Source organism: Lacrimispora brassicae (assembly GCF_054772055.1).
In genome coordinates this window covers 170,247-190,513 of record NZ_BRYH01000020.1, presented here as the reverse complement: position 1 = coordinate 190,513, position 20,267 = coordinate 170,247, and the positions used below count along the sequence as shown (strand labels likewise).

General features: G+C 45.9%; 23 protein-coding genes. 22 read left to right on the top strand and 1 reads right to left on the bottom strand.

Translation table 11 applies throughout. The features are described from left to right. Positions 1 to 70: 70 nt before the first annotated feature. From serS to pgeF, 15 genes are all read left to right on the top strand, one after another. On the top strand, positions 71 to 1,360 hold the full coding sequence (gene serS, locus ACYVD3_RS10080) for a serine--tRNA ligase (protein WP_460642370.1): 1,290 nt from the start codon (positions 71 to 73) through the stop codon (positions 1,358 to 1,360). A gap of 238 nt (positions 1,361 to 1,598) precedes the next feature. Then, the gene (locus ACYVD3_RS10075; RefSeq protein WP_460642369.1) at positions 1,599 to 1,964 is read left to right on the top strand and encodes a VOC family protein; all 366 of its coding nucleotides are present in this window, start codon (positions 1,599 to 1,601) and stop codon (positions 1,962 to 1,964) included. Between the two features lie 9 nt (positions 1,965 to 1,973). Further along, entirely contained in the window at positions 1,974 to 2,642 is a 669-nt protein-coding gene (locus ACYVD3_RS10070; RefSeq protein WP_460642368.1) for an alpha/beta fold hydrolase, read from the top strand. Positions 2,643 to 2,727: 85 nt separating this feature from the next. Further along, on the top strand, positions 2,728 to 3,078 hold the full coding sequence (gene ylxM / locus ACYVD3_RS10065; RefSeq protein ID WP_460642367.1) for a YlxM family DNA-binding protein: 351 nt from the start codon (positions 2,728 to 2,730) through the stop codon (positions 3,076 to 3,078). 11 nt (positions 3,079 to 3,089) lie between these two features. After that, a complete protein-coding gene (ffh, locus tag ACYVD3_RS10060; RefSeq protein WP_460642366.1) occupies positions 3,090 to 4,439 on the top strand; it encodes a signal recognition particle protein in 1,350 nt (449 codons plus the stop codon). A gap of 86 nt (positions 4,440 to 4,525) precedes the next feature. Further along, positions 4,526 to 4,768 (top strand): 30S ribosomal protein S16, encoded by a 243-nt coding sequence (rpsP, locus tag ACYVD3_RS10055; RefSeq protein WP_013272775.1) that lies wholly within the window; start codon positions 4,526 to 4,528, stop codon positions 4,766 to 4,768. Positions 4,769 to 4,783: 15 nt separating this feature from the next. Continuing rightward, the gene (locus tag ACYVD3_RS10050; protein ID WP_460642365.1) at positions 4,784 to 5,011 is read left to right on the top strand and encodes a KH domain-containing protein; all 228 of its coding nucleotides are present in this window, start codon (positions 4,784 to 4,786) and stop codon (positions 5,009 to 5,011) included. 106 nt (positions 5,012 to 5,117) lie between these two features. Continuing rightward, entirely contained in the window at positions 5,118 to 5,627 is a 510-nt protein-coding gene (gene rimM, locus ACYVD3_RS10045; RefSeq protein WP_460642364.1) for a ribosome maturation factor RimM, read from the top strand. 22 nt (positions 5,628 to 5,649) lie between these two features. Beyond that, the gene (gene trmD / locus ACYVD3_RS10040; protein WP_460642363.1) at positions 5,650 to 6,396 is read left to right on the top strand and encodes a tRNA (guanosine(37)-N1)-methyltransferase TrmD; all 747 of its coding nucleotides are present in this window, start codon (positions 5,650 to 5,652) and stop codon (positions 6,394 to 6,396) included. 219 nt (positions 6,397 to 6,615) lie between these two features. Continuing rightward, positions 6,616 to 6,963, top strand: coding sequence for a 50S ribosomal protein L19 (gene rplS, locus ACYVD3_RS10035; protein WP_460642362.1), 348 nt, complete (start codon positions 6,616 to 6,618; stop codon positions 6,961 to 6,963). A 148-nt stretch (positions 6,964 to 7,111) separates the two neighbouring features. Then, a complete protein-coding gene (gene lepB, locus ACYVD3_RS10030) occupies positions 7,112 to 7,663 on the top strand; it encodes a signal peptidase I (RefSeq protein ID WP_460642361.1) in 552 nt (183 codons plus the stop codon). 9 nt (positions 7,664 to 7,672) lie between these two features. Beyond that, positions 7,673 to 8,515: a ribosome biogenesis GTPase YlqF gene (ylqF, locus tag ACYVD3_RS10025; protein ID WP_460642360.1), complete on the top strand. Its 843-nt coding sequence runs from the start codon at positions 7,673 to 7,675 to the stop codon at positions 8,513 to 8,515. A 77-nt stretch (positions 8,516 to 8,592) separates the two neighbouring features. Beyond that, a complete protein-coding gene (locus ACYVD3_RS10020) occupies positions 8,593 to 9,276 on the top strand; it encodes a ribonuclease HII (RefSeq protein WP_460642397.1) in 684 nt (227 codons plus the stop codon). A 68-nt stretch (positions 9,277 to 9,344) separates the two neighbouring features. After that, a complete protein-coding gene (locus tag ACYVD3_RS10015; protein WP_460642359.1) occupies positions 9,345 to 9,695 on the top strand; it encodes a YraN family protein in 351 nt (116 codons plus the stop codon). A 20-nt stretch (positions 9,696 to 9,715) separates the two neighbouring features. After that, the gene (pgeF, locus tag ACYVD3_RS10010) at positions 9,716 to 10,573 is read left to right on the top strand and encodes a peptidoglycan editing factor PgeF (RefSeq protein WP_460642358.1); all 858 of its coding nucleotides are present in this window, start codon (positions 9,716 to 9,718) and stop codon (positions 10,571 to 10,573) included. 128 nt (positions 10,574 to 10,701) lie between these two features. Here the strand turns inward: pgeF and ACYVD3_RS10005 are convergent, their stop codons facing one another. Further along, positions 10,702 to 11,880 (bottom strand): ribose-phosphate pyrophosphokinase, encoded by a 1,179-nt coding sequence (locus ACYVD3_RS10005; RefSeq protein ID WP_460642357.1) that lies wholly within the window; start codon positions 11,878 to 11,880, stop codon positions 10,702 to 10,704. A gap of 277 nt (positions 11,881 to 12,157) precedes the next feature. On the opposite strand from ACYVD3_RS10005, the gene ACYVD3_RS10000 reads away from it, so the two are divergent. The 7 genes from ACYVD3_RS10000 to ACYVD3_RS09970 all read left to right on the top strand — a co-directional run bounded on the left by ACYVD3_RS10000 (position 12,158) and on the right by ACYVD3_RS09970 (position 20,265). Continuing rightward, on the top strand, positions 12,158 to 13,675 hold the full coding sequence (locus ACYVD3_RS10000; RefSeq protein WP_460642356.1) for a DUF512 domain-containing protein: 1,518 nt from the start codon (positions 12,158 to 12,160) through the stop codon (positions 13,673 to 13,675). Next, the gene (gene der, locus ACYVD3_RS09995; RefSeq protein ID WP_460642355.1) at positions 13,672 to 15,000 is read left to right on the top strand and encodes a ribosome biogenesis GTPase Der; all 1,329 of its coding nucleotides are present in this window, start codon (positions 13,672 to 13,674) and stop codon (positions 14,998 to 15,000) included. The genes ACYVD3_RS10000 and der overlap by 4 nt, the downstream gene beginning before the upstream one ends. A gap of 1 nt (position 15,001) precedes the next feature. Then, positions 15,002 to 15,643 (top strand): glycerol-3-phosphate 1-O-acyltransferase PlsY, encoded by a 642-nt coding sequence (gene plsY, locus ACYVD3_RS09990; protein ID WP_460642354.1) that lies wholly within the window; start codon positions 15,002 to 15,004, stop codon positions 15,641 to 15,643. Between the two features lie 15 nt (positions 15,644 to 15,658). Continuing rightward, positions 15,659 to 16,669, top strand: a complete 1,011-nt coding sequence (locus tag ACYVD3_RS09985; RefSeq protein WP_460642353.1) for an NAD(P)H-dependent glycerol-3-phosphate dehydrogenase — start codon at positions 15,659 to 15,661, stop codon at positions 16,667 to 16,669. A 224-nt stretch (positions 16,670 to 16,893) separates the two neighbouring features. Continuing rightward, positions 16,894 to 18,117, top strand: coding sequence for an ABC transporter substrate-binding protein (locus ACYVD3_RS09980; RefSeq protein ID WP_460642352.1), 1,224 nt, complete (start codon positions 16,894 to 16,896; stop codon positions 18,115 to 18,117). 180 nt (positions 18,118 to 18,297) lie between these two features. After that, positions 18,298 to 19,179, top strand: coding sequence for a branched-chain amino acid ABC transporter permease (locus ACYVD3_RS09975; protein ID WP_460642396.1), 882 nt, complete (start codon positions 18,298 to 18,300; stop codon positions 19,177 to 19,179). Between the two features lie 9 nt (positions 19,180 to 19,188). Continuing rightward, positions 19,189 to 20,265 (top strand): branched-chain amino acid ABC transporter permease, encoded by a 1,077-nt coding sequence (locus ACYVD3_RS09970; protein ID WP_460642351.1) that lies wholly within the window; start codon positions 19,189 to 19,191, stop codon positions 20,263 to 20,265. Positions 20,266 to 20,267: the final 2 nt, after the last annotated feature.

Here is a 20,267-nt window from a genome sequence, read left to right as displayed (position 1 = left end):
ATAATCAACGGCAGACAATATGCGGGACAACTTTCGCAGAAAATATTGAGGAAAAACCAGGAGGAATACCATGTTAGATTTAAAGTTTGTAAGAGAAAATCCTGAAATTGTAAAGGAAAATATTAAAAATAAATTTCAGGACAGCAAACTGCTGTTAGTTGACGAAGTCATTGAACTTGATGAGCAGAACCGCAGGACAAAGCAGGAAGGGGATACCTTAAGGGCTGAGCGCAACAAACTTTCCAAACAGATCGGTGCCTTAATGGGACAGGGAAAAAAGGAAGAAGCAGAGGGTATGAAGAAACAAGTAACCGATGCTTCCGAACATTTGGCCCAGTTGGAAGAAAAGGAACATGATCTGGAAGAAAGAATCAAAAAGATCATGATGACCATTCCGAATATCATTGATCCAAGCGTCCCCATCGGAAAGGATGACAGCGAGAATGTTGAGGTAGAGCGTTACGGCCAGCCGGTTGTGCCTGAGTTTGAAATCCCCTATCATACGGACATTATGGAAAGCTTTGACGGAATTGATCTTGACAGTGCCAGAAAGGTAGCCGGCAATGGTTTTTACTACCTGATGGGCGATATTGCAAGGCTTCATTCTTCCGTAATTTCCTACGCAAGGGATTTCATGATCCAACGGGGATTTACCTACTGCATTCCTCCCTTCATGATCCGCAGCGAAGTGGTGACCGGCGTTATGAGCTTTGCTGAAATGGATGCTATGATGTATAAGATCGAAGGAGAAGATTTATATCTGATCGGCACCAGCGAGCATTCTATGATCGGAAAGTTCATTGACACCATCCTTCCGGAAGGAAAGCTTCCCCAGACTCTTACCAGCTATTCTCCCTGTTTCCGTAAGGAGAAGGGGGCTCATGGCTTAGAAGAACGTGGAGTGTACCGGATCCATCAGTTTGAGAAGCAGGAAATGATCGTTGTCTGCAAACCGGAAGATAGTATGGATTGGTATGAAAAATTATGGCAGAATACCGTTGACCTGTTCCGCTCTCTGGATATCCCCGTAAGAACTCTGGAATGCTGTTCCGGAGATCTGGCGGATTTAAAGGTGAAATCAGTGGATGTGGAGGCATGGTCTCCAAGACAGAAAAAGTATTTTGAGGTAGGAAGCTGTTCTAATTTAGGCGATGCCCAGGCAAGAAGGCTGAAAATCCGTGTTGCTGGAGAAGACGGAAGAAAGTATTTTGCCCACACCTTAAACAACACCGTAGTTGCTCCTCCAAGAATGCTGATTGCTTTCCTGGAAAACAACTTGCAGGCAGACGGAACCGTGAGGATTCCAGAAAATTTACAGCCCTATATGGGCGGCACCAAAGCACTTGTGCCGAAACAATAATGATTTTAACAGGGTCCGGCTCTTTCTGAAAGGCCGGGCCTTTCTTTATAAGAAGAGATGGCCGCAAACGTCTGGAACCGGGTAAAATAGGGCCTTTTGACATTTCCTTCAGAAGATGTCCGGTTGCAGTTGACAAGTGGGATCATAAGTATGGTATGATGGATATGAAATATGCAGGTACGTAACTGATAAAAAGGGAAACGTACCTGGTCCGAAAAAGAAAAGGAGTGACGGCGGCATGATTACATTTAACCATTTTAATTTTAATGTGCTTGATCTGGAAAAGAGCTTGAAATTCTATAAGGATGCCCTTGGCCTTACCCCTGTGCGGGAAAAAACGGCGGCGGATGGTTCCTTTAAACTGGTATATTTAGGTGATGGAAAAAGTGATTTCACTTTGGAACTGACCTATTTAGCCGAACGAAAAGAGCCTTATAACCTGGGGGAATGTGAATTTCATCTGGCTTTTCAAACGGATGAATACGAAAGCTGGTATAAAAAGCATAAGGAAATGGGAGTTATCTGTTTTGAAAACCCTGCCATGGGAATTTATTTCATCAGTGATCCCGACGGCTACTGGCTGGAGATCGTTCCCGTAAGATAAGGAGAAGCCATGTATATTGAGGTAAATGGAATCACGTTGTTTTATGAGGTGTCAGGCTCCGGCCCGGCGATCCTCCTTGTTCATGGGAACGGGGAGGATCACAGGATTTTTGATGAAACAGCAGAGCTTTTAAAAAAAGACTATAGGGTTTATGCCCTGGATTCCAGGGATCATGGAAAAAGCACCAGAGTGAAAACCCTGAGCTATGATGAAATGGCAGAGGATGTGGCGGAATTCGTCAGGAAGCTGAAGCTTGAAAAGCCGTATTTCTGCGGCTTCAGTGACGGAGGGATCATTGGGATCCTTGCAGCCATCCGGTACCCGGAGCTTTTTTCAAAGCTGGTGCTTTGCGGTGCAAATGCTTATCCCCAGGGCTTAAAGTGGTACTGGTTTAAACTTTTCACCCTGATGGAAACCTTAAGTCATGACCACAAGCTGCAGATGCTCCTGAAAGAACCCCAGATCACCCAAAAGGAGCTGGAGAGTATCTCCGTTCCGGCCCTTATTTTAGCAGGAGAAGGAGACATGATCCGTGAATCCCATACCCGCTATCTCGCATCAAAGATAAAGGGCAGCAGCCTTCGGATTCTTCCGGGAGAAGGGCATGGCAGCTATATCGTTCACAGCAGAAAGCTTTATTATTTCATGAGAAAATTTCTCGAAAAACCTCTTCCATGAAATAATTATTTAAAACAGAACAGGGTGTAAAGAAAAAACACTTGACACCTCATAAAAAATATTGTATGATATCCCAGGTGATGATATGGAGAAGATTGCAAGACAAGGCTTACTATATGATTTCTACGGCGCTCTTTTAACGGAGCATCAAAGGCATATTTACGAAGATGTGGTTTTTTACGACCTTTCTTTAAGTGAGATTGCAGAAGAACAGGGAATCAGCCGTCAGGGGGTTCATGACCTCATTAAACGGTGTAATAAGATTCTGGAAGATTACGAAGAAAAGCTTCATCTGGTGAAAAAATTTGAACAGACAAAGAAACTGGCCAGAGAGATCCAGAGTTTGACCAAAGAATTTGCCGGTACGAATGATATGAATCTGATCCATCGCATCGAGGAGATATCGGGCGAAATCATTGAGCTGGAAGTTCATTAGGAGGGCGTTAGATGGCTTTTGAGAGCTTATCCGATAAATTACAGAATGTATTTAAAAGCTTAAGAGGCAAAGGACGCTTGTCCGAAGCCGATGTAAAAGCAGCCCTTAAAGAAGTGAAGATGGCTTTGTTGGAAGCCGACGTAAACTTTAAGGTTGTTAAACAGTTTATAAGTGCTGTTCAGGAGAGGGCCATTGGACAGGATGTCCAGAACAGCCTGACTCCCGGACAGATGGTAATAAAGATTGTAAATGAAGAACTGGTAAAGCTGATGGGATCTGAGACCACTGAGGTCCAGTTAAAGCCTGCCAGCGACATGACCGTCATTATGATGGCAGGCCTTCAGGGTGCCGGTAAGACCACCACCACTGCCAAGATTGCCGGAAAGCTTAAGGCAAAGGGGAGAAAGCCTCTTCTTGTTGCCTGTGACGTATACCGTCCGGCAGCCATTAAACAGTTGCAGATCAACGGCGAAAAGCAGGGAGTTCCCGTATTCTCTATGGGAGAAAACCAGAAACCGGCAGACATAGCAAAGGCCGCTATTGCTTATGCGGCAAAGAATGACCAGAATGTTATTATTCTGGATACAGCAGGCCGTCTTCACATTGATGAGGATATGATGAACGAGCTGATCGAAATTAAAGAGATCGTTGAGGTTCATCAGACCATTCTGGTAGTAGATGCCATGACAGGACAGGATGCTGTAAATGTAGCAGGAATGTTCGATGATAAGATCGGCATTGACGGCGTCATTATCACAAAGCTTGACGGTGATACCAGAGGCGGTGCGGCTCTTTCCATCCGTGCGGTGACCGGAAAGCCGGTCCTTTATGTAGGCATGGGGGAAAAGCTTTCAGACCTGGAGCAGTTTTATCCGGACCGTATGGCTTCCCGAATACTCGGTATGGGAGATATCCTTTCTCTTATTGAAAAAGCCGAAATGCAGGTGGACGAAGAGAAGGCAAAGGAACTCTCCCAAAAGCTGCGCAAGGCAGAATTTGATTATAACGATTTCCTTGACCAGATGAGCCAGGTAAAGAAAATGGGCGGTATGGCAAGTATTTTAGGCATGATGCCGGGCATGGGACAGATGAAGGACATGGATCTTGATGAAAGAGCCATGGACCGGGTGGAAGCCATTATTCTTTCCATGACCAGCAAAGAACGGCTGAATCCGGAACTTATGAAAAACGCTTCCAGAAAGCAGCGTGTTGCAAAAGGTGCAGGCGTGGACATCAGCGAGGTAAACCGCATAGTAAAGCAGTTTGATCAGATGAAAAAGATGATGAAACAGCTTCCCGGCATGATGGGCGGCGGAAAACGCCACGGCGGATTATTGGGCAAGTTGAAATTGCCGTTTTAAGTTACTTTTATATGTTAGCAAGGCAGATTTCTGCATTCGCTATAAATTAGTTTCAGAATACAAGGTTTAAGGAGGTGAATTTCAAAATGGCAGTAAAAATGAGATTAAAAAGAATGGGTCAGAAAAAGGCTCCTTTCTATAGAATTGTAGTTGCAGATTCCAGATCTCCAAGAGATGGCAGATTCATCGAAGAAGTTGGTTACTATGATCCTACCACAGAACCAAGCGTAATCAAGTTTAATGAGGAGAACGCTAAGAAGTGGTTAACAGCAGGTGCTCAGCCAACCGAAGTCGTAAGCAAGCTTTTAAAGATCGCCGGTATCCAGTAGTGAGAGGTGAAGCATATGAAGGAATTAGTAGAAGTAATTGCAAAAGCACTGGTTGATGATCCGGATCAGGTTGCTGTTACTGAAACCGTAAAAGAGGATGAGATCATCCTTGAACTTACGGTAGCACCTTCCGACATGGGTAAGGTAATCGGCAAACAGGGCAGGATCGCAAAAGCTATCCGCTCTGTTGTAAAAGCAGCAGCTTCCAAAGAAGACAAAAAGGTTACTGTAGAGATCCAGTAACCGGAAAAGACCGCCGGCCTGTCGGGACGACGGTCCTTTTAGCATTCAGCCGTTTAATGAGCCGGATAGTCATATCCGGTTTCTTTTGCATGATATGGAGAGACAGATGGAAAATTTGTTAAGAGTTGGCGTAATTTCTTCCACCCACGGGGTGAAAGGAGAAGTAAAAGTTTATCCAACCACAGATGATGTGAACCGTTTTAAAGACTTAAAGAATGTGCTCCTGGATACCGGGCAGGAGCATATAGAGCTGGAAATCCAGGGAGTAAAATTTTTTAAGAAAATGGCAATCCTTAAATTTAAAGGATATGATTCCATTGATGAGATTGAAAAATATAAGGGAAAAGATCTGCTCATAACCAGGGACCAGGCCGTAGAGCTGGGGCCGAATGAAAATTTCATTGTGGACTTAATCGGGCTTCGGGTAGTCACCGAGGATGGGGAGGAATTGGGAACTCTGACCGATGTGATCAAGACCGGGGCCAATGACGTTTACGAAGTGAAAACAGCGGAAGGGAAAGAAGTCCTGCTTCCGGTAATCAAAGAATGCGTGCGAAGTGTGGATCTGACAGAAGGTCTTGTTACGGTTCACATCATGGATGGGCTTCTGGATTAAGATAGAGGAGTGGAAATAGACAATGAATTATCACATATTAACCCTGTTTCCTGAGATGGTCCTAAACGGCTTAAACACCAGCATCATCGGGAGAGCGGCAGAAAAGGGCCTGTTATCCATTGAAGCCATTGATATCCGGGAATATTCCACGGACAAGCACCGCCATGTGGATGATTATCCATATGGCGGCGGAGCCGGAATGGTCATGCAGCCAATGCCCATCTGTGAGGCATATGATGCCCTGTGTGAGAAAATCGGAAGAAAGCCGCGGGTCATCTATATGACTCCTCAGGGAAGGGTCTTTAATCAGAAGATGGCGGAGGAACTGGCAAAGGAAGAAGACCTTGTTTTCTTGTGCGGACATTATGAAGGAATTGATGAGAGGGCTCTGGAGCTGGTTGCCACGGATTATCTGTCCATGGGTGACTATGTGCTTACAGGAGGAGAACTTCCGGCCATGGTCATGATCGACTGCATTTCCCGGCTGATTCCCGGCGTTCTAAACAACGATGCCTCTGCTGAATTTGAATCCTTCCACGACAATCTTCTGGAATATCCCCAGTACACCAGGCCGGAAGAGTACAGGGGGCTTCGTGTCCCTGAGATCCTTTTATCCGGGCACCATAAAAATATCGATGTCTGGCGAAGGGAGCAGTCCATTAAACGGACCCTGGAACGCAGACCGGATCTTTTAGCCGATGCCAACTTAACAAAAAAAGAGGCGGAATATTTAGGAAAACTGGAAAAAGAGCTGGAAAACCGGGAATGACCCGGGGCATACACCTTTCAGAAATAGATTCTATCTGGCAAATTATGAATGGCATAGCGAAATGCCCAAAGAGTATGGGCAAAGGCAAAGAAAGGACTTGCATTCTAAGTCCCATTATGATAAAATATATAACGTTGTGATGAAAAGGAGATGTTCCTCTGTTACGGATTCCAATTCGAAGTATTAAGAACATCAAATAATATTAAGGAGGTTCACACAATGAACGAAATTATTAAGAATATTGAAGCAGCACAGTTAAAGCAGACCGTTCCGCAGTTCCACGTTGGCGATACCGTTAAGGTATACAACAAGATCAAAGAGGGAACCCGCGAAAGAATCCAGATTTTTGAAGGAACTGTTATCAAAAGACAGAACGGCGGCGCCAGAGAGACATTTACCGTAAGAAAGAATTCTAACGGCATCGGTGTTGAGAAGACCTGGCCATTACATTCCCCTTCCGTAGACAACATTGAAGTTGTTAGAAAAGGTAAAGTAAGAAGAGCCAAACTGTATTACTTAAGAGACAGAGTCGGTAAGGCTGCTAAGGTTAAAGAATCAGTTAAATAATTCCGGATCAGGTGAGGGGGACAATGCAAATTGTCCCTTTCTTGGCATAGTTGGCATGATTTACTCCATAAAGGCAGGAACGCGCCATGAATTTAGTAAATCAGCCGCTTAAATCGAATTTCCTTATTATAGATGGGGTGTTTCATACATGGATTTCTATCACAGTGAAGATAATAATAAGCTGCGGCATATAGTCAACTGGATCGTTGACATTGTTGTAGTGATCGCATTTGCATGGTTTCTGGTCTATGCATATGGAACACAGATCGTGATCGCGGGGCATTCCATGCTCCCCCTTCTGGCCTCAGAAGATGTGGTTTTAATGGACCGTCTGGCTTATGATTTTGGCTATCCGGACCGGTTTGACGTAGTGGTATTTCAAAGAGAAGACCAGAAAATGAACATAAAGCGGGTCATCGGCCTGCCAGGGGAAACCGTGCAGATAAAAAATGAGGAAATCTACATTGACGGCGAAAAGCTGAAGGAACCGACCGGGACCGGCAGGATCTCTCTGGCCGGACTTGCGGAAAAGCCGGTCAAGCTAGGAGATGATGAGTATTTTCTCCTGGGTGACAACAGAGACAGCAGTGAAGACAGCCGTTTCGCCAATATTGGAAATGTAAGCAGAGACCAGATCCAGGGAAAAGTATGGTTCCGGATGCTGCCTTTTGTAAAAATGGAACTAATTCGTTCAAAGTAAAGGAATCTTATGAATATACAATGGTATCCAGGTCATATGACCAAAGCCAAAAGGGCTATGAAAGAAGACATCAAATTAATTGATTTGATAATAGAGCTGGTGGATGCGAGAATCCCTTTAAGCAGCCGGAACCCTGATATTGATGAATTAGGGGCCGGAAAGGCACGTATTGTTCTGCTTAATAAATCGGATCTTGCAGATGAACGCTATAACAGCGCCTGGGAGTCTTATTTTACGGCTCAGGGCTGTCACGTTGTTAAGGTGAATTCCAAAAGCGGGGCAGGCCTTAAGCAGATCAACGGCGTAGTCCAGGAGGCGTGTAAGGAGAAAATCGAACGTGACCGGAGAAGAGGGATTTTAAACCGTCCGGTTCGTGCTATGGTGGTTGGGATTCCCAACGTGGGAAAGTCCACCTTTATCAACTCCTTTGCAGGAAAAGCATGTGCAAAAACAGGAAACAGGCCAGGCGTAACAAAAGGGAATCAATGGATCAGGCTGAATAAGAGCCTGGAACTTCTTGACACTCCCGGCATTCTCTGGCCGAGATTTGAGGACCAGCAGGTAGGAATCCGCCTTGCCCTTATCGGGTCGGTCAATGACCAGATATTGAATAAGGATGACCTTGCTATGGAGCTCATCCGTTTCCTGACAAAAAAATATCCCCAGGTTCTTTCTGAACGGTATGGATTGGAAACAAAAGATGAGCTGGAGGCATTAAAGCAGGTGGCACGGACCAGAGCTTGTCTTGCAAGAGGTGGAGAACTGGATCTGATGAAGGCCTCCAACCTTTTTATCGATGATTTTAGAAACGGGAAGCTGGGGCGCATAACTCTGGAATTTCCTGTGCAATAGCCAGAAGTAAATGATGGGGTTTTGCTTTTTTGGAAAAGAGCAAAGCCCTGTTTTTCAATAGTAATTGTGAGAACCAACTGGATATGCAGGCATACCTGCGCATCCATCAGGAGGCAAACATGAGAAAATTAAGGCCAGATAAGCTCCAGGAAGAGCTGGAACGCCTGGAGAAGATGAAAGAGTTTGAACGCCAATATGAGGACCATGTACTGGTTTGCGGCATTGACGAGGCGGGACGGGGACCACTTGCAGGGCCGGTGGTAGCAGGTGCGGTCATCCTCCCGAGAGACTGTGAGATCCTCTTTTTAAATGACTCGAAAAAGCTGTCTGAAAAACGGCGGGAAGCCCTGTTTGAAGAGATTATGGAAAAGGCCTCCGCTTTTGCAGTAGGCGTGGTTGGGGCAGACAAGATCGATGAAATAAATATCCTGCAGGCAACCTATGAAGCCATGAGACAGGCCGTCGGCAAATTGGAAGCGGTGCCAGAAGTCTTTTTAAATGACGCAGTCACCATTCCGGGCATTGAGGCTTCCCAGGTTCCTATTGTTAAGGGAGATGGGAAAAGTGTGTCAATTGCCGCTGCAAGCATTATGGCAAAGGTGACCAGAGATCATATGATGAAGGAGTATGACAAATTGTTTCCGGAATATGGTTTTGCAAAGCATAAAGGATATGGGACGGCTGCCCATATTAAGGCATTAAAGGAATTTGGTCCCTGTCCCATTCACAGGCGAAGTTTTATTAAGAGCTTTGTGGATTAAGGGACAATGAAACCCCGGCCTTTCAGAAACTTACATAGGATGTTGGGGTACTGCCGGGGAATGGGAGGATGTCTTTGAAAAATCGTCGGGAAGTGGGAAGGGAATTTGAGGACGCAGCGGCCGCATATTTGGAAAATAACGGGTATGTGATATTGGAACGGAATTACCGGGATCCAATGGGCGAAATTGATATCATCGCAAAGGATGGGAGAGAACTTGTCTTTGTAGAGGTAAAATACCGGCGGAATCTGGAAAAAGGAGATCCGGCGGAAGCGGTTCATTTTTTGAAGCAGAGAAAAATCAGGAATGCTGCAAAAGGGTATCTGTACCGGCGCCGTCTGGGGGATGGCATTCCCTGCCGGTTTGATGTGGTGGCAATTCTGGGACAGGAAATCCGGCTGATTAAAGACGCATTTTAAACAAAGGTGTGATGAAAGATATGTGGAAACGAAACGTTCAGGAACAGGAAATGGATTATAAGACAGTGGAAAAGGTACCTTATTTGTCTTTTCCGATTTTAGAAAAAACCGGGCTGGTGAATCAGGGATTTTCCACGAAGCTGGGAGGCGTCAGTCAGGGAAAATTTGCTGCTATGAATTTCACATTTACCCGGGGAGATAACCGGTCCCATGTCCTGGAAAATTACAGCAGGATGGGAAAGGCCCTGGGAGTTGATGTGGAACGGATGGTTTTGTCCTATCAGACCCATACCACCAACGTCCGGCTGGTGACGGAGGAGGACGCAGGGAAAGGGATCACAAAGGAACGGGATTATGAAGACGTGGATGGATTGATCACCAATGTTCCCGGAATTACTCTGGTCACTTTTTATGCGGATTGCGTCCCCCTTTATTTTCTGGATCCCGTCCATCTGGCTGTTGGACTCAGCCATTCCGGCTGGAGAGGGACTGTAAAACGCATGGGAGAGGTTACCTTAAGAAAAATGAGGGAAGCCTTTGGAACAAGGGCGGAAGATGTGATCGCCTGTATTGGTCCCAGCATTTGTAAGGAGTGCTATGAGGTTGGTAGCGAGGTCGCCCTGGAGTTTATGAAAGGGTTTGATGAAAAGCATTGGGGCGAGATATTAACGGAAAAGGACGATGGAAAGTATTTGCTGGATCTTTGGCGGGCCAATGAAATCGTGCTGCTGGCAACAGGGGTGAAGCAGGAAAATATCCAGGTAACGGATATCTGTACCCATTGCAATTCTGATTATTTGTTTTCTCATCGCCGGACCGGGAATGAGAGAGGGAATCTGGCTGCGTTTCTGGGAATCAGGGAAGAAAGGATCCTTTGATCATGGCCTGCAGTGAGGCTGCGTTCCATTTGAAAAGACACCTTGACCGGTTTGTAAAAACCATGTTCAAGGCGTCTTTTTATGATATAAATATTATCTTTTGTTCAGACTGTTGTCACCGCTTATGGCTATAGCCGGTATTTCTTCAATAAATTCTGTATCTTTTCTGTGGAAGAAAGGGCTTTGCTTATGGGCACGTCATGATTTAAGGAATTCACAATCGCCCCAATATATTTACTGATGTCCGCCTCCACATACCATTCTCTTTCCAGCAATTCCTTAGGGCGGTAGTTTAAATTGGTTGTGACGATACAGTCGATATAGCCCCGGTTGTAAAATTCGTCAAATTTAGCCAGTCCGTTGGTGAACAGGCCGAAGGTACAGCAAACGATCACCTTATCCGCTTTGCGTTCCTTTAATTCCTTTGCAGTATCCAGCATGCTCTCTCCGGAGGAGATCATATCGTCTACGATGAGCACGGTTTTGCCCTCAACGGAGGAACCTAAGAATTCGTGGGCAACGATGGGGTTTCGTCCCCCTATCACTTTGGAGTAATCCCGCCTTTTATAGAACATACCCATATCCACACATAAGTTGTTTGCCAGATACACAGCGCGGTCCATGGCGCCTTCATCCGGACTGATAACCATTAAATTCTCTTTATCAATCCTTAAATCCGGATACTTCTTTAATACTGCCTTGACAAACTGGTAGGTGGCCATGAAATTGTCAAATCCGCTTAAGGGAATAGCATTCTGAACACGGGGATCATGGGCATCAAAGGTAATGATGTTGCTGACTCCCATATGTACCAGCTCTTCCAAAGCCATGGCACAGTCCAGAGACTCCCTTTTCGTTCTCTTGTGCTGGCGGCTTTCGTATAAAAACGGCATAATGACATTCACCCTGTGGGCCGTTGCGCTGCATGCGCCTATGATCCTTTTTAAATCCTGAAAATGAGCGTCAGGAGACATATGGTTGGTATAACCATTGACCGAATAGGTTATGCTGTGATTGGTGACGTCCGCCATTATAAAGACGTCCGTTCCCCGGACAGATTCCCTGATAATGCCTTTTGCTTCTCCGCTTCCAAAACGCGGGCATTCGCATTTAAGAAGATAAGACTCCACATCATACCCGCGGTAGTGAAGATCGGCTTTCCGGCGTATAAGCTCCTGGATATCATTTCTTCGGAAGCCTACGATGTGGTCGTTTACTTTCCCGGCCAGTTCCCGGCAGCTTTCCAGCGCTGCGATCTTTAAGGGGGCAACAGGTAGTTGGTCGTTGAATACATAATCATTTGCCATGACAAAGATTCCTCCATAATAAATGAACAGCCAGCCGTAAGACTGCCTGCCTTTTAAATCTTACACCCTTTTATACCATTGATTGACATAATGCGTCAATAGCCTTAGCCGCATTTTCAGGAAAAAAACAAAAAAGGCTTCCTTTACAAAGAGTAACAATCTTGCTATGATATATGGGATAGCTACAGAAACACCCTGCGGATATGCCTTTACACCCGATAAAGCGGGGGGCACTGCCCCAAAAGCATTGGCAGGTAAATGGAAAGGTAAAATTAAGATGAGCAAAAGAGGACATATTATTAAAGCAGTCGATCCGGATTCCATTGCAGATCAATTGGAAGTGGAGCCTGGGGATGCGGTCCTGTCTATAGATGGTCATGAACTGGAAGACATTTTTGATTATGAATATTATATTAACAGCGAGTCAATCCTCATGGTTGTGAAAAAGAAAGATGGGGAAGAATGGGAACTGGAAATAGAAAACCAATACGAGGATCTGGGGATCACTTTTGAAAATGGACTGATGAGTGAATACAGATCCTGCCGGAACAAATGCATCTTCTGTTTTATTGACCAGATGCCCCCTGGAATGAGGGAGACCCTGTATTTTAAGGATGACGATTCCAGGCTTTCTTTTTTACAGGGAAATTACGTGACTCTGACCAATATGAGCGATCATGACATTGACCGTATCATTAAGTTTAAGCTGGCCCCCATTAATATTTCCGTCCATACCACCAATCCTTCTTTAAGGTGTGAAATGCTTCACAACCGGTTTGCAGGCCAGGCTCTGGATAAGATCCAAAGGCTGTATGAAGCAGAAATCCCCATGAACGGACAGATCGTGCTGTGCAAGGGCGTCAATGACGGAAAGGAACTGGAAAGGACCATAGAGGATTTATCGAAATTCCTTCCGTACATGGAAAGCGTATCTGCAGTCCCTGTGGGAATGTCAAAATACCGGGATGGCCTGTATCCCTTACAGCCCTTTACGGGAGAGGATGCAAAGGAGATCTTGGAAATCATAGAACGTTGGCAGAAAAAGCTGTATAAGACACATGGAAACCATTTCATTCACGCCAGCGATGAACTTTATATTCTGGCCGGAAAGCCCTTTCCGGAAGAGGACCGTTACGACGGATATATTCAGTTGGAAAACGGCGTGGGCATGCTTCGTCTTTTGGAAGGGGAAATAAAGGTTGCCCTGGAACCCATGGAAGGAGACAGCAAGTCCGAAGAGATCTCAATAGCGACAGGCAGGCTTGCCGCCCCTTATATTGAAAAACATGCAAAACTGGTCCGGGAAAAGTTTCCAGGGCGGGTCATTCACATTTACCCTATTACCAATGTCTTTTTCGGTGAACAGATCACAGTGGCCGGCTTGATCACCGGACAGGATCTGATGGGACAGTTAAAAGGACAGGCTCTGGGCAAACGGTTATTGCTTCCGGAGTGTATGTTCCGAAGCGGAGAAGAGGTGTTTCTTGACGACATGACCCGGCAGGATGTACAAAATGCTTTACAAGTACAGGTAGATATTGTAAAATCAAGCGGTCAGGATTTTGTACAGGCGGTTCTTGGGCCGGTAAAAAAGAATGAAGCTTCTTATGAAGGATATGAGTTAAACACCCTTGCGGGTATACCTTTACACCCGGAAAACATGGGCGAGAAGGAGAAACACCCTGCAGGTATACCTTTATGCCCAGAAAACATGGGCAAGAAGGAGAAACACCCTGCGGGTATACCTTTATGCCCAGAAAACATGGGCGAAAAGGAGAAAGGAAATATTATATGAGTAAACCAGTGGTTGCCATCGTAGGCCGCCCCAATGTGGGAAAGTCTACGTTATTTAATGTTTTAGCCGGTGATACCATTTCCATTGTAAAGGATACGCCGGGCGTCACCAGGGACAGGATCTATGCAGACTGTACCTGGCTGAATATGAATTTTACACTGATCGATACAGGAGGCATTGAGCCGGACAGCAGTGACATCATCCTGTCCCAGATGCGGGAGCAGGCGGAGATCGCCATAGCCACCGCAGATGTCATCATCTTTATCGTAGATGTCCGCCAGGGGCTGGTGGATGCGGATTCCAAGGTGGCGGACATACTTCGGAAATCCAAAAAGCCCGTCATCCTTGCGGTCAATAAAGTGGACAGCTTCCAAAAGTTTGGAAATGACGTGTATGAGTTCTATAACCTGGGAATCGGCGATCCCGTTCCGGTATCGGCTGCTTCCAGGCTGGGTCTTGGAGATCTTCTTGATGAGGTGGCAAAGCATTTTGGCGCTTCTGAAACAGAAGAGGAAGAGGATGACAGACCGAGAATTGCCATTGTGGGAAAGCCCAACGTGGGCAAATCTTCTATTATAAATCAGCTTTTGGGAGAAAACCGGGTCATTGTTTCAGATATTGCAGGTACTACCAGAGACGCAGTGGATACAGAGATCATTCACAACGATACCGAATATGTGTTCATTGATACGGCAGGTCTCAGAAGGAAAAGCAAGATCAAAGAGGAACTGGAACGCTACAGCATCATCCGCACCGTAACGGCCGTTGAACGGGCTGACGTGGTGGTGGTGGTCATTGACGCTGAGGAAGGCGTGACCGAGCAGGATGCGAAGATCGCAGGTATTGCCCATGATCGTGGAAAGGGCATCCTTGTTGCGGTCAACAAATGGGATGCCATCGAAAAGAATGACAAAACCATTTATGAATATACTAACAAGATCAAAAACACTCTGTCTTTCATGGCTTATGCAGAATTTGTATTTATTTCCGCAAAAACGGGACAGAGGATGAATAAGCTGTTCGAGGTGATCGATATGGTCAGGGAGAACCAGACCCTTCGGGTAGCTACGGGAGTTTTAAACGAAATCATGACGGAAGCCGTTGCCCTTCAGCAGCCCCCGTCTGACAAGGGCAAGCGGTTAAGGCTTTATTATATCACTCAGGTGGCCGTAAAGCCTCCGACTTTTGTAATCTTTGTAAATGACAAGGAACTTACCCACTTTTCCTATACCAGGTACCTGGAGAATAAGATCAGGGAAGCATTCGGTTTCAAGGGAACATCCCTTAAGTTTATATACAGAGAAAGAAGCGGAAAGGAACAGTAGTATGGAACGAATCATCTGTCTTATTGCCGGTTATTTATTCGGGCTCCTGCAGTCCGGCTATTTTTACGGAAAGGCTCATAAAATCGATATCCGAAATCACGGAAGCGGAAATTCCGGCACCACTAACGCTTTAAGGGTCATGGGCGCAAAGGCTGGAGCAATCGTCTTTTTTGGTGACTTTTTAAAAGCATTGCTTCCCTGTCTGATGATCCGGGTTCTGTTCCGGTCCCAGCCGGAGATGATTTATCTCTTGATATTGTATACAGGTTTTGGCGTTATTTTAGGCCACAATTACCCTTTCTATCTTAATTTCAAAGGTGGAAAGGGCATTGCGGCCACTGCCGGACTGATCGTAGCTGCTGACTTAAGGATGACTCTTTTATGTCTGGCGGCATTTGTTTTGATCGTTGCCGTTACAAGATATGTTTCACTGGGATCTCTGGTGGTTGCAACGATTTTATTAGTATGGCTGATCTTCTTTGGTAGAATAGGAGCATATGGCATTGATCCAGGATTATTGCCCGAATTCTACATAGTGGCAGCACTGATAAGCGGTCAGGCATTTTGGCGCCACCGGGCCAATATCGGACGTCTTGTCCGCGGCAGAGAGAATAAAATTTCCTTAGGATCAGGAAAAAAATAAAATGAGGTGAAGAAAATGGCAAAAATCGGAGTGATCGGATCTGGGAGCTGGGGAATTGCTCTTGCAGCTCTTCTATATAATAATGGGCATGAGGTGGCTGTCTGGTCGGCTATTCCTGAGGAAATTTCAGAGATGAAATCGACCCACAGGCACCATACCCTTCCGGATCTGGAGCTGACCGAGGACATGATTTTTACGGAAGACCTGGAAGAAGCCATGACAGGACGTGATCTTCTGGTAACTGCCGTTCCTTCTGTATACGTCCGCCCCACGGCAAAAAAGATGAGCCCATTCTGCAGATACGGCCAGGTAGTGGTCAATGTTGCAAAAGGAATCGAAGAGTCCACCCTTATGACCCTGTCGGAAATATTGGAAGAAGAGCTTCCAATGGCAGATGTGGCAGTCCTTTCCGGACCCAGCCATGCGGAAGAGGTGAGCAAAAGTCTTCCAACTACCTGCGTTGCAGGTGCCCGCACCAGAAAGACAGCAGAATACATCCAGGGAATTTTTATGAGCGAGGTTTTCCGGGTTTACACAAGTCCTGATATCCAGGGAATTGAGCTTGGAGCCTCCTTAAAAAATGTCATCGCCCTTGCCGCAGGAATTGCCGATGGATTGGGATATGGAGACAATACAAAAGCTGCCCTGATCACAAGAGGTATTGCCGAGATATCCAGGCTGGGAACAGCTATGGGCGGCAAATTCCAGACCTTTTGCGGCCTGTCAGGAACCGGGGATCTGATTGTGACCTGCGCAAGTATGCACAGCCGGAACCGGAGGGCAGGAATCCTCATGGGCCAGGGAAAGACCATGGAAGAGGCTACAAAGGAAGTGAAGATGGTGGTAGAAGGCATTTATTCCGCAAAAGCCGCCCTGGCCCTGTCGGTAAAATATGGAATTTCAATGCCCATCGTGGAACAGGTAAATGCGGTCCTCTTTGATGGCAAACCGGCATCCGAGGCTGTTAAGGATTTAATGTTAAGGGATAAGACCATTGAAAGCTCTGATCTTCCCTGGGACAAATAATCAGGAAACCAGTTGATTTTTTCATAATTGAATTAAAAGCAGTTGACATTTTTTAAAAGCCATTTTATTATAAAGACTATGTATACGTCGACGAAGTTCGATTTGCTTCTTGGAAATCGAACCGGTGATTTACCGGATTACGGCTGTGAACTGTCTGCCTTTATCAAGTAAATCATGCCACAGGAACTGTATATATATAAACGTTGTATGAGGAGGAATGGATTATGAAAAAATCTATGAAGAAGTTACTGAGTCTTGGCATGGCAGTCGCTTTGGCAGCGTCTTTAACTGCATGCGGGGGCAGCAAAACTTCAGAAACCACCACTGCCGCAGAGTCAAAAGCGGCATCAGGGGAGACTACGGAAGCAGCAAAGGCTTCTGGAGAAAGCTCCTTTAAAATCGGAGGTATCGGACCGATTACCGGAGGTGCAGCCATCTATGGACAGGCTGTTATGCGCGGTGCAGAGCTGGCCATTAACGAGATCAACGCAGGCGGCGGAATCAACGGTGCCCAGATCGAGTACAACTTCCAGGATGATGAACACGATACAGAAAAGGCAGTCAATGCTTACAATACCTTAAAGGACTGGGGTATGCAGATGTTAGTCGGTACCGTTACATCCGCTCCTTGTATTGCAGTAGGTGCGGAATCCAGTAACGACAACATGTTCCAGCTCACTCCTTCCGGTTCTGCAGTGGACTGCGCAAAATTCGACAACCAGTTCCGTGTATGTTTCTCTGATCCAAATCAGGGAGCAGCTTCCGCACAGTACATCGGCGAGAACAAGCTGGCTACTAAGGTTGCCGTTATTTATGACAGCTCCGATGTTTATTCATCCGGTATCCATGATAAATTCCTTTCTGAATCAGCTAACCAGGGAATTGAAATTGTGTCTGATGAGGCATTTACCGCAGACAACAATACCAACTTCTCCGTACAGCTTCAGAAAGCTCAGGATTCAGGCGCTGAGCTTGTATTCCTTCCGATTTACTATTCCCAGGCTGCCCTGATCCTTGCTCAGGCAAAGCAGATGGGATATGCGCCCCAGTTCTTTGGCTGCGACGGACTTGACGGACTTTTGACCGTAGAAAACTTTGATACTGCACTAGCTGAAAATGTAATGCTTCTGACACCGTTTGCCGCTGATGCAAAGGATGAACTGACACAGAAGTTTGTTGCAACATTCAAAGAGAAATACGGTGAGATACCGAACCAGTTTGCTGCCGATGGTTATGATGCGGTTTACGCCATCAAAGCTGCCGCTGAAAAGTCCGGGATCACAGCAGACATGGATGCTTCCGCAATCTGTGACGCTTTAAAGACATCTATGACAGAAATTTCCATGAACGGCTTAACAGGCGAGAACATGAAGTGGTCCAAGGATGGAGAACCGGATAAGGCTCCTAAGGCAGTTAAAATCGTAAACGGTGTTTACACCGCAATGTAATTACTGAGGCATGATTTGCTTAATGAAGGCAAGGAAAGTGCAGCCTGAATTTAGTAAATCAGCCGTTCGGTGAGCAAAGCGAATCGAACTTCCTTAATTCGCTAAATGACCCAACGGAGGGTCGTCCAGAGGACGACCCTCTTCTTTTAAAATAAACAACGAATGAGGTGCGATGGTATGATGAGTTTCATATCCTATTTTATTAATGGTCTAAGCCTGGGCAGTGTTTATGCAATTATTGCCTTGGGGTATACCATGGTATATGGCATTGCCAAGATGCTTAACTTTGCTCATGGCGATGTAATTATGATCGGAGGATACATGGTGTTCACAGTCGTCAGCACAATGGGCCTTGGCCCGGTTGCCGGCATACTCCTTGCAGTGATCTTATGCACTGTACTTGGCGTTGTCATTGAGGGCGTTGCTTACCGTCCTCTTCGTATGGCAAGTCCTCTTGCAGTTCTGATCACGGCAATCGGTGTGAGCTACCTGCTTCAAAACATCGCACTGCTCGTTTTTGGCTCCAATCCGAAATCCTTTACTTCTGTTGTAACAGTTCCGGCTCTCAAGCTTTCAGGAGGAAAACTTACCATTTCCGGTGAGACCATTGTTACCATCATCAGTTGCGTCGTCATCATGATCGGTCTGACTGCGTTCATTAAAAAGACGAGAGCAGGACAGGCCATGCTTGCTGTATCAGAAGATAAGGGAGCCGCCCAGCTCATGGGAATCAATGTGGATGGAACCATTGCCCTTACGTTTGCCATTGGCTCTGCTCTGGCGGCTGTTGCAGGTGCGCTTCTTTGCTCCGCCTATCCCACGCTTACCCCCTATACCGGCTCCATGCCAGGCATTAAAGCATTCGTAGCAGCCGTATTTGGCGGGATCGGATCCATTCCGGGTGCGTTTATCGGTGGACTTTTACTGGGTGTCATTGAAAACTTAAGCAAGGCTTATATTTCCTCCCAGCTTTCCGATGCCATCGTATTTGCAGTTCTGATTGTTGTTCTTCTTGTAAAGCCCACTGGAATTTTGGGTAAGAAGATCAACGAGAAAGTATAGGTGGACGATATGGAAAAAAGTATGAAGATGAAATTCCGTCTGAATAAGAACTTAAGAAATAATATGATAACTTATGGCATTGTAATTGCCGCATTTTTCATCGTACAGCTTCTGGTAAACGCAGGCCAGGTAAGCAGTCTGATGAAAGGCCTTTTGGTGCCCATCTGCATATATACCATTATGGCAATATCTTTAAACTTAACCGTAGGCATCCTTGGGGAACTGAGCCTGGGACATGCAGGCTTCATGTGTGTGGGAGCATTTTCCAGTTCCCTGTTTTCCATTGCAATGCTGGAAACCATTCCAAACACGGGAATCCGTTTCTTTTTCGCTATTTTGATCGGAGCGGCGGCGGCTGCACTGGCAGGCATTGTGGTTGGAATTCCGGTTTTAAGGCTTCGGGGAGATTATTTGGCCATTGTAACTCTGGCATTTGGAGAAATCATAAAAAACGTGGTAAATGTGATCTACATTGGAAAGGATGCCCAAGGGCTTCACTTTTCCATGAAAAATGCAATGGCTCTTAATATGGCAGAAGATGGAAAAGTGATCTTAAACGGCGCCCAGGGGATTACCGGAACGCCTAAGAATTCCACCTTTGCCATTGGCGTGATCCTTATTCTGATCACTCTTGTGATCGTTTTAAATCTGATCCATTCCAGATCCGGACGGGCCATCATGTCTGTCCGTGACAACCGCATTGCGGCAGAATCCATTGGCATTAATATCACAAAATACAAATTAATGGCTTTCACCATTTCCGCCTCCCTGGCTGGTGTGGCCGGTGTCCTGTATTCCCATAACCTTTCTGCCCTCACTGCGACACAGAAGAACTTTGGTTATAACCAGTCCATCATGATTCTTGTATTTGTAGTTCTTGGAGGTATCGGAAATATCCGCGGCTCCATGATCGCTGCGGTCCTCTTAACCCTGCTTCCGGAGCTTTTAAGAGGCTTAAATACCTACCGGATGCTGATTTATGCCATTATCCTGATCGTTATGATGATATTTAACTGGAGCCCTAAACTGATCGATTTCAGGAAGCGGTATTTCCATAAGAACAGGGCAGAAAAGGAGAGGGGATAATC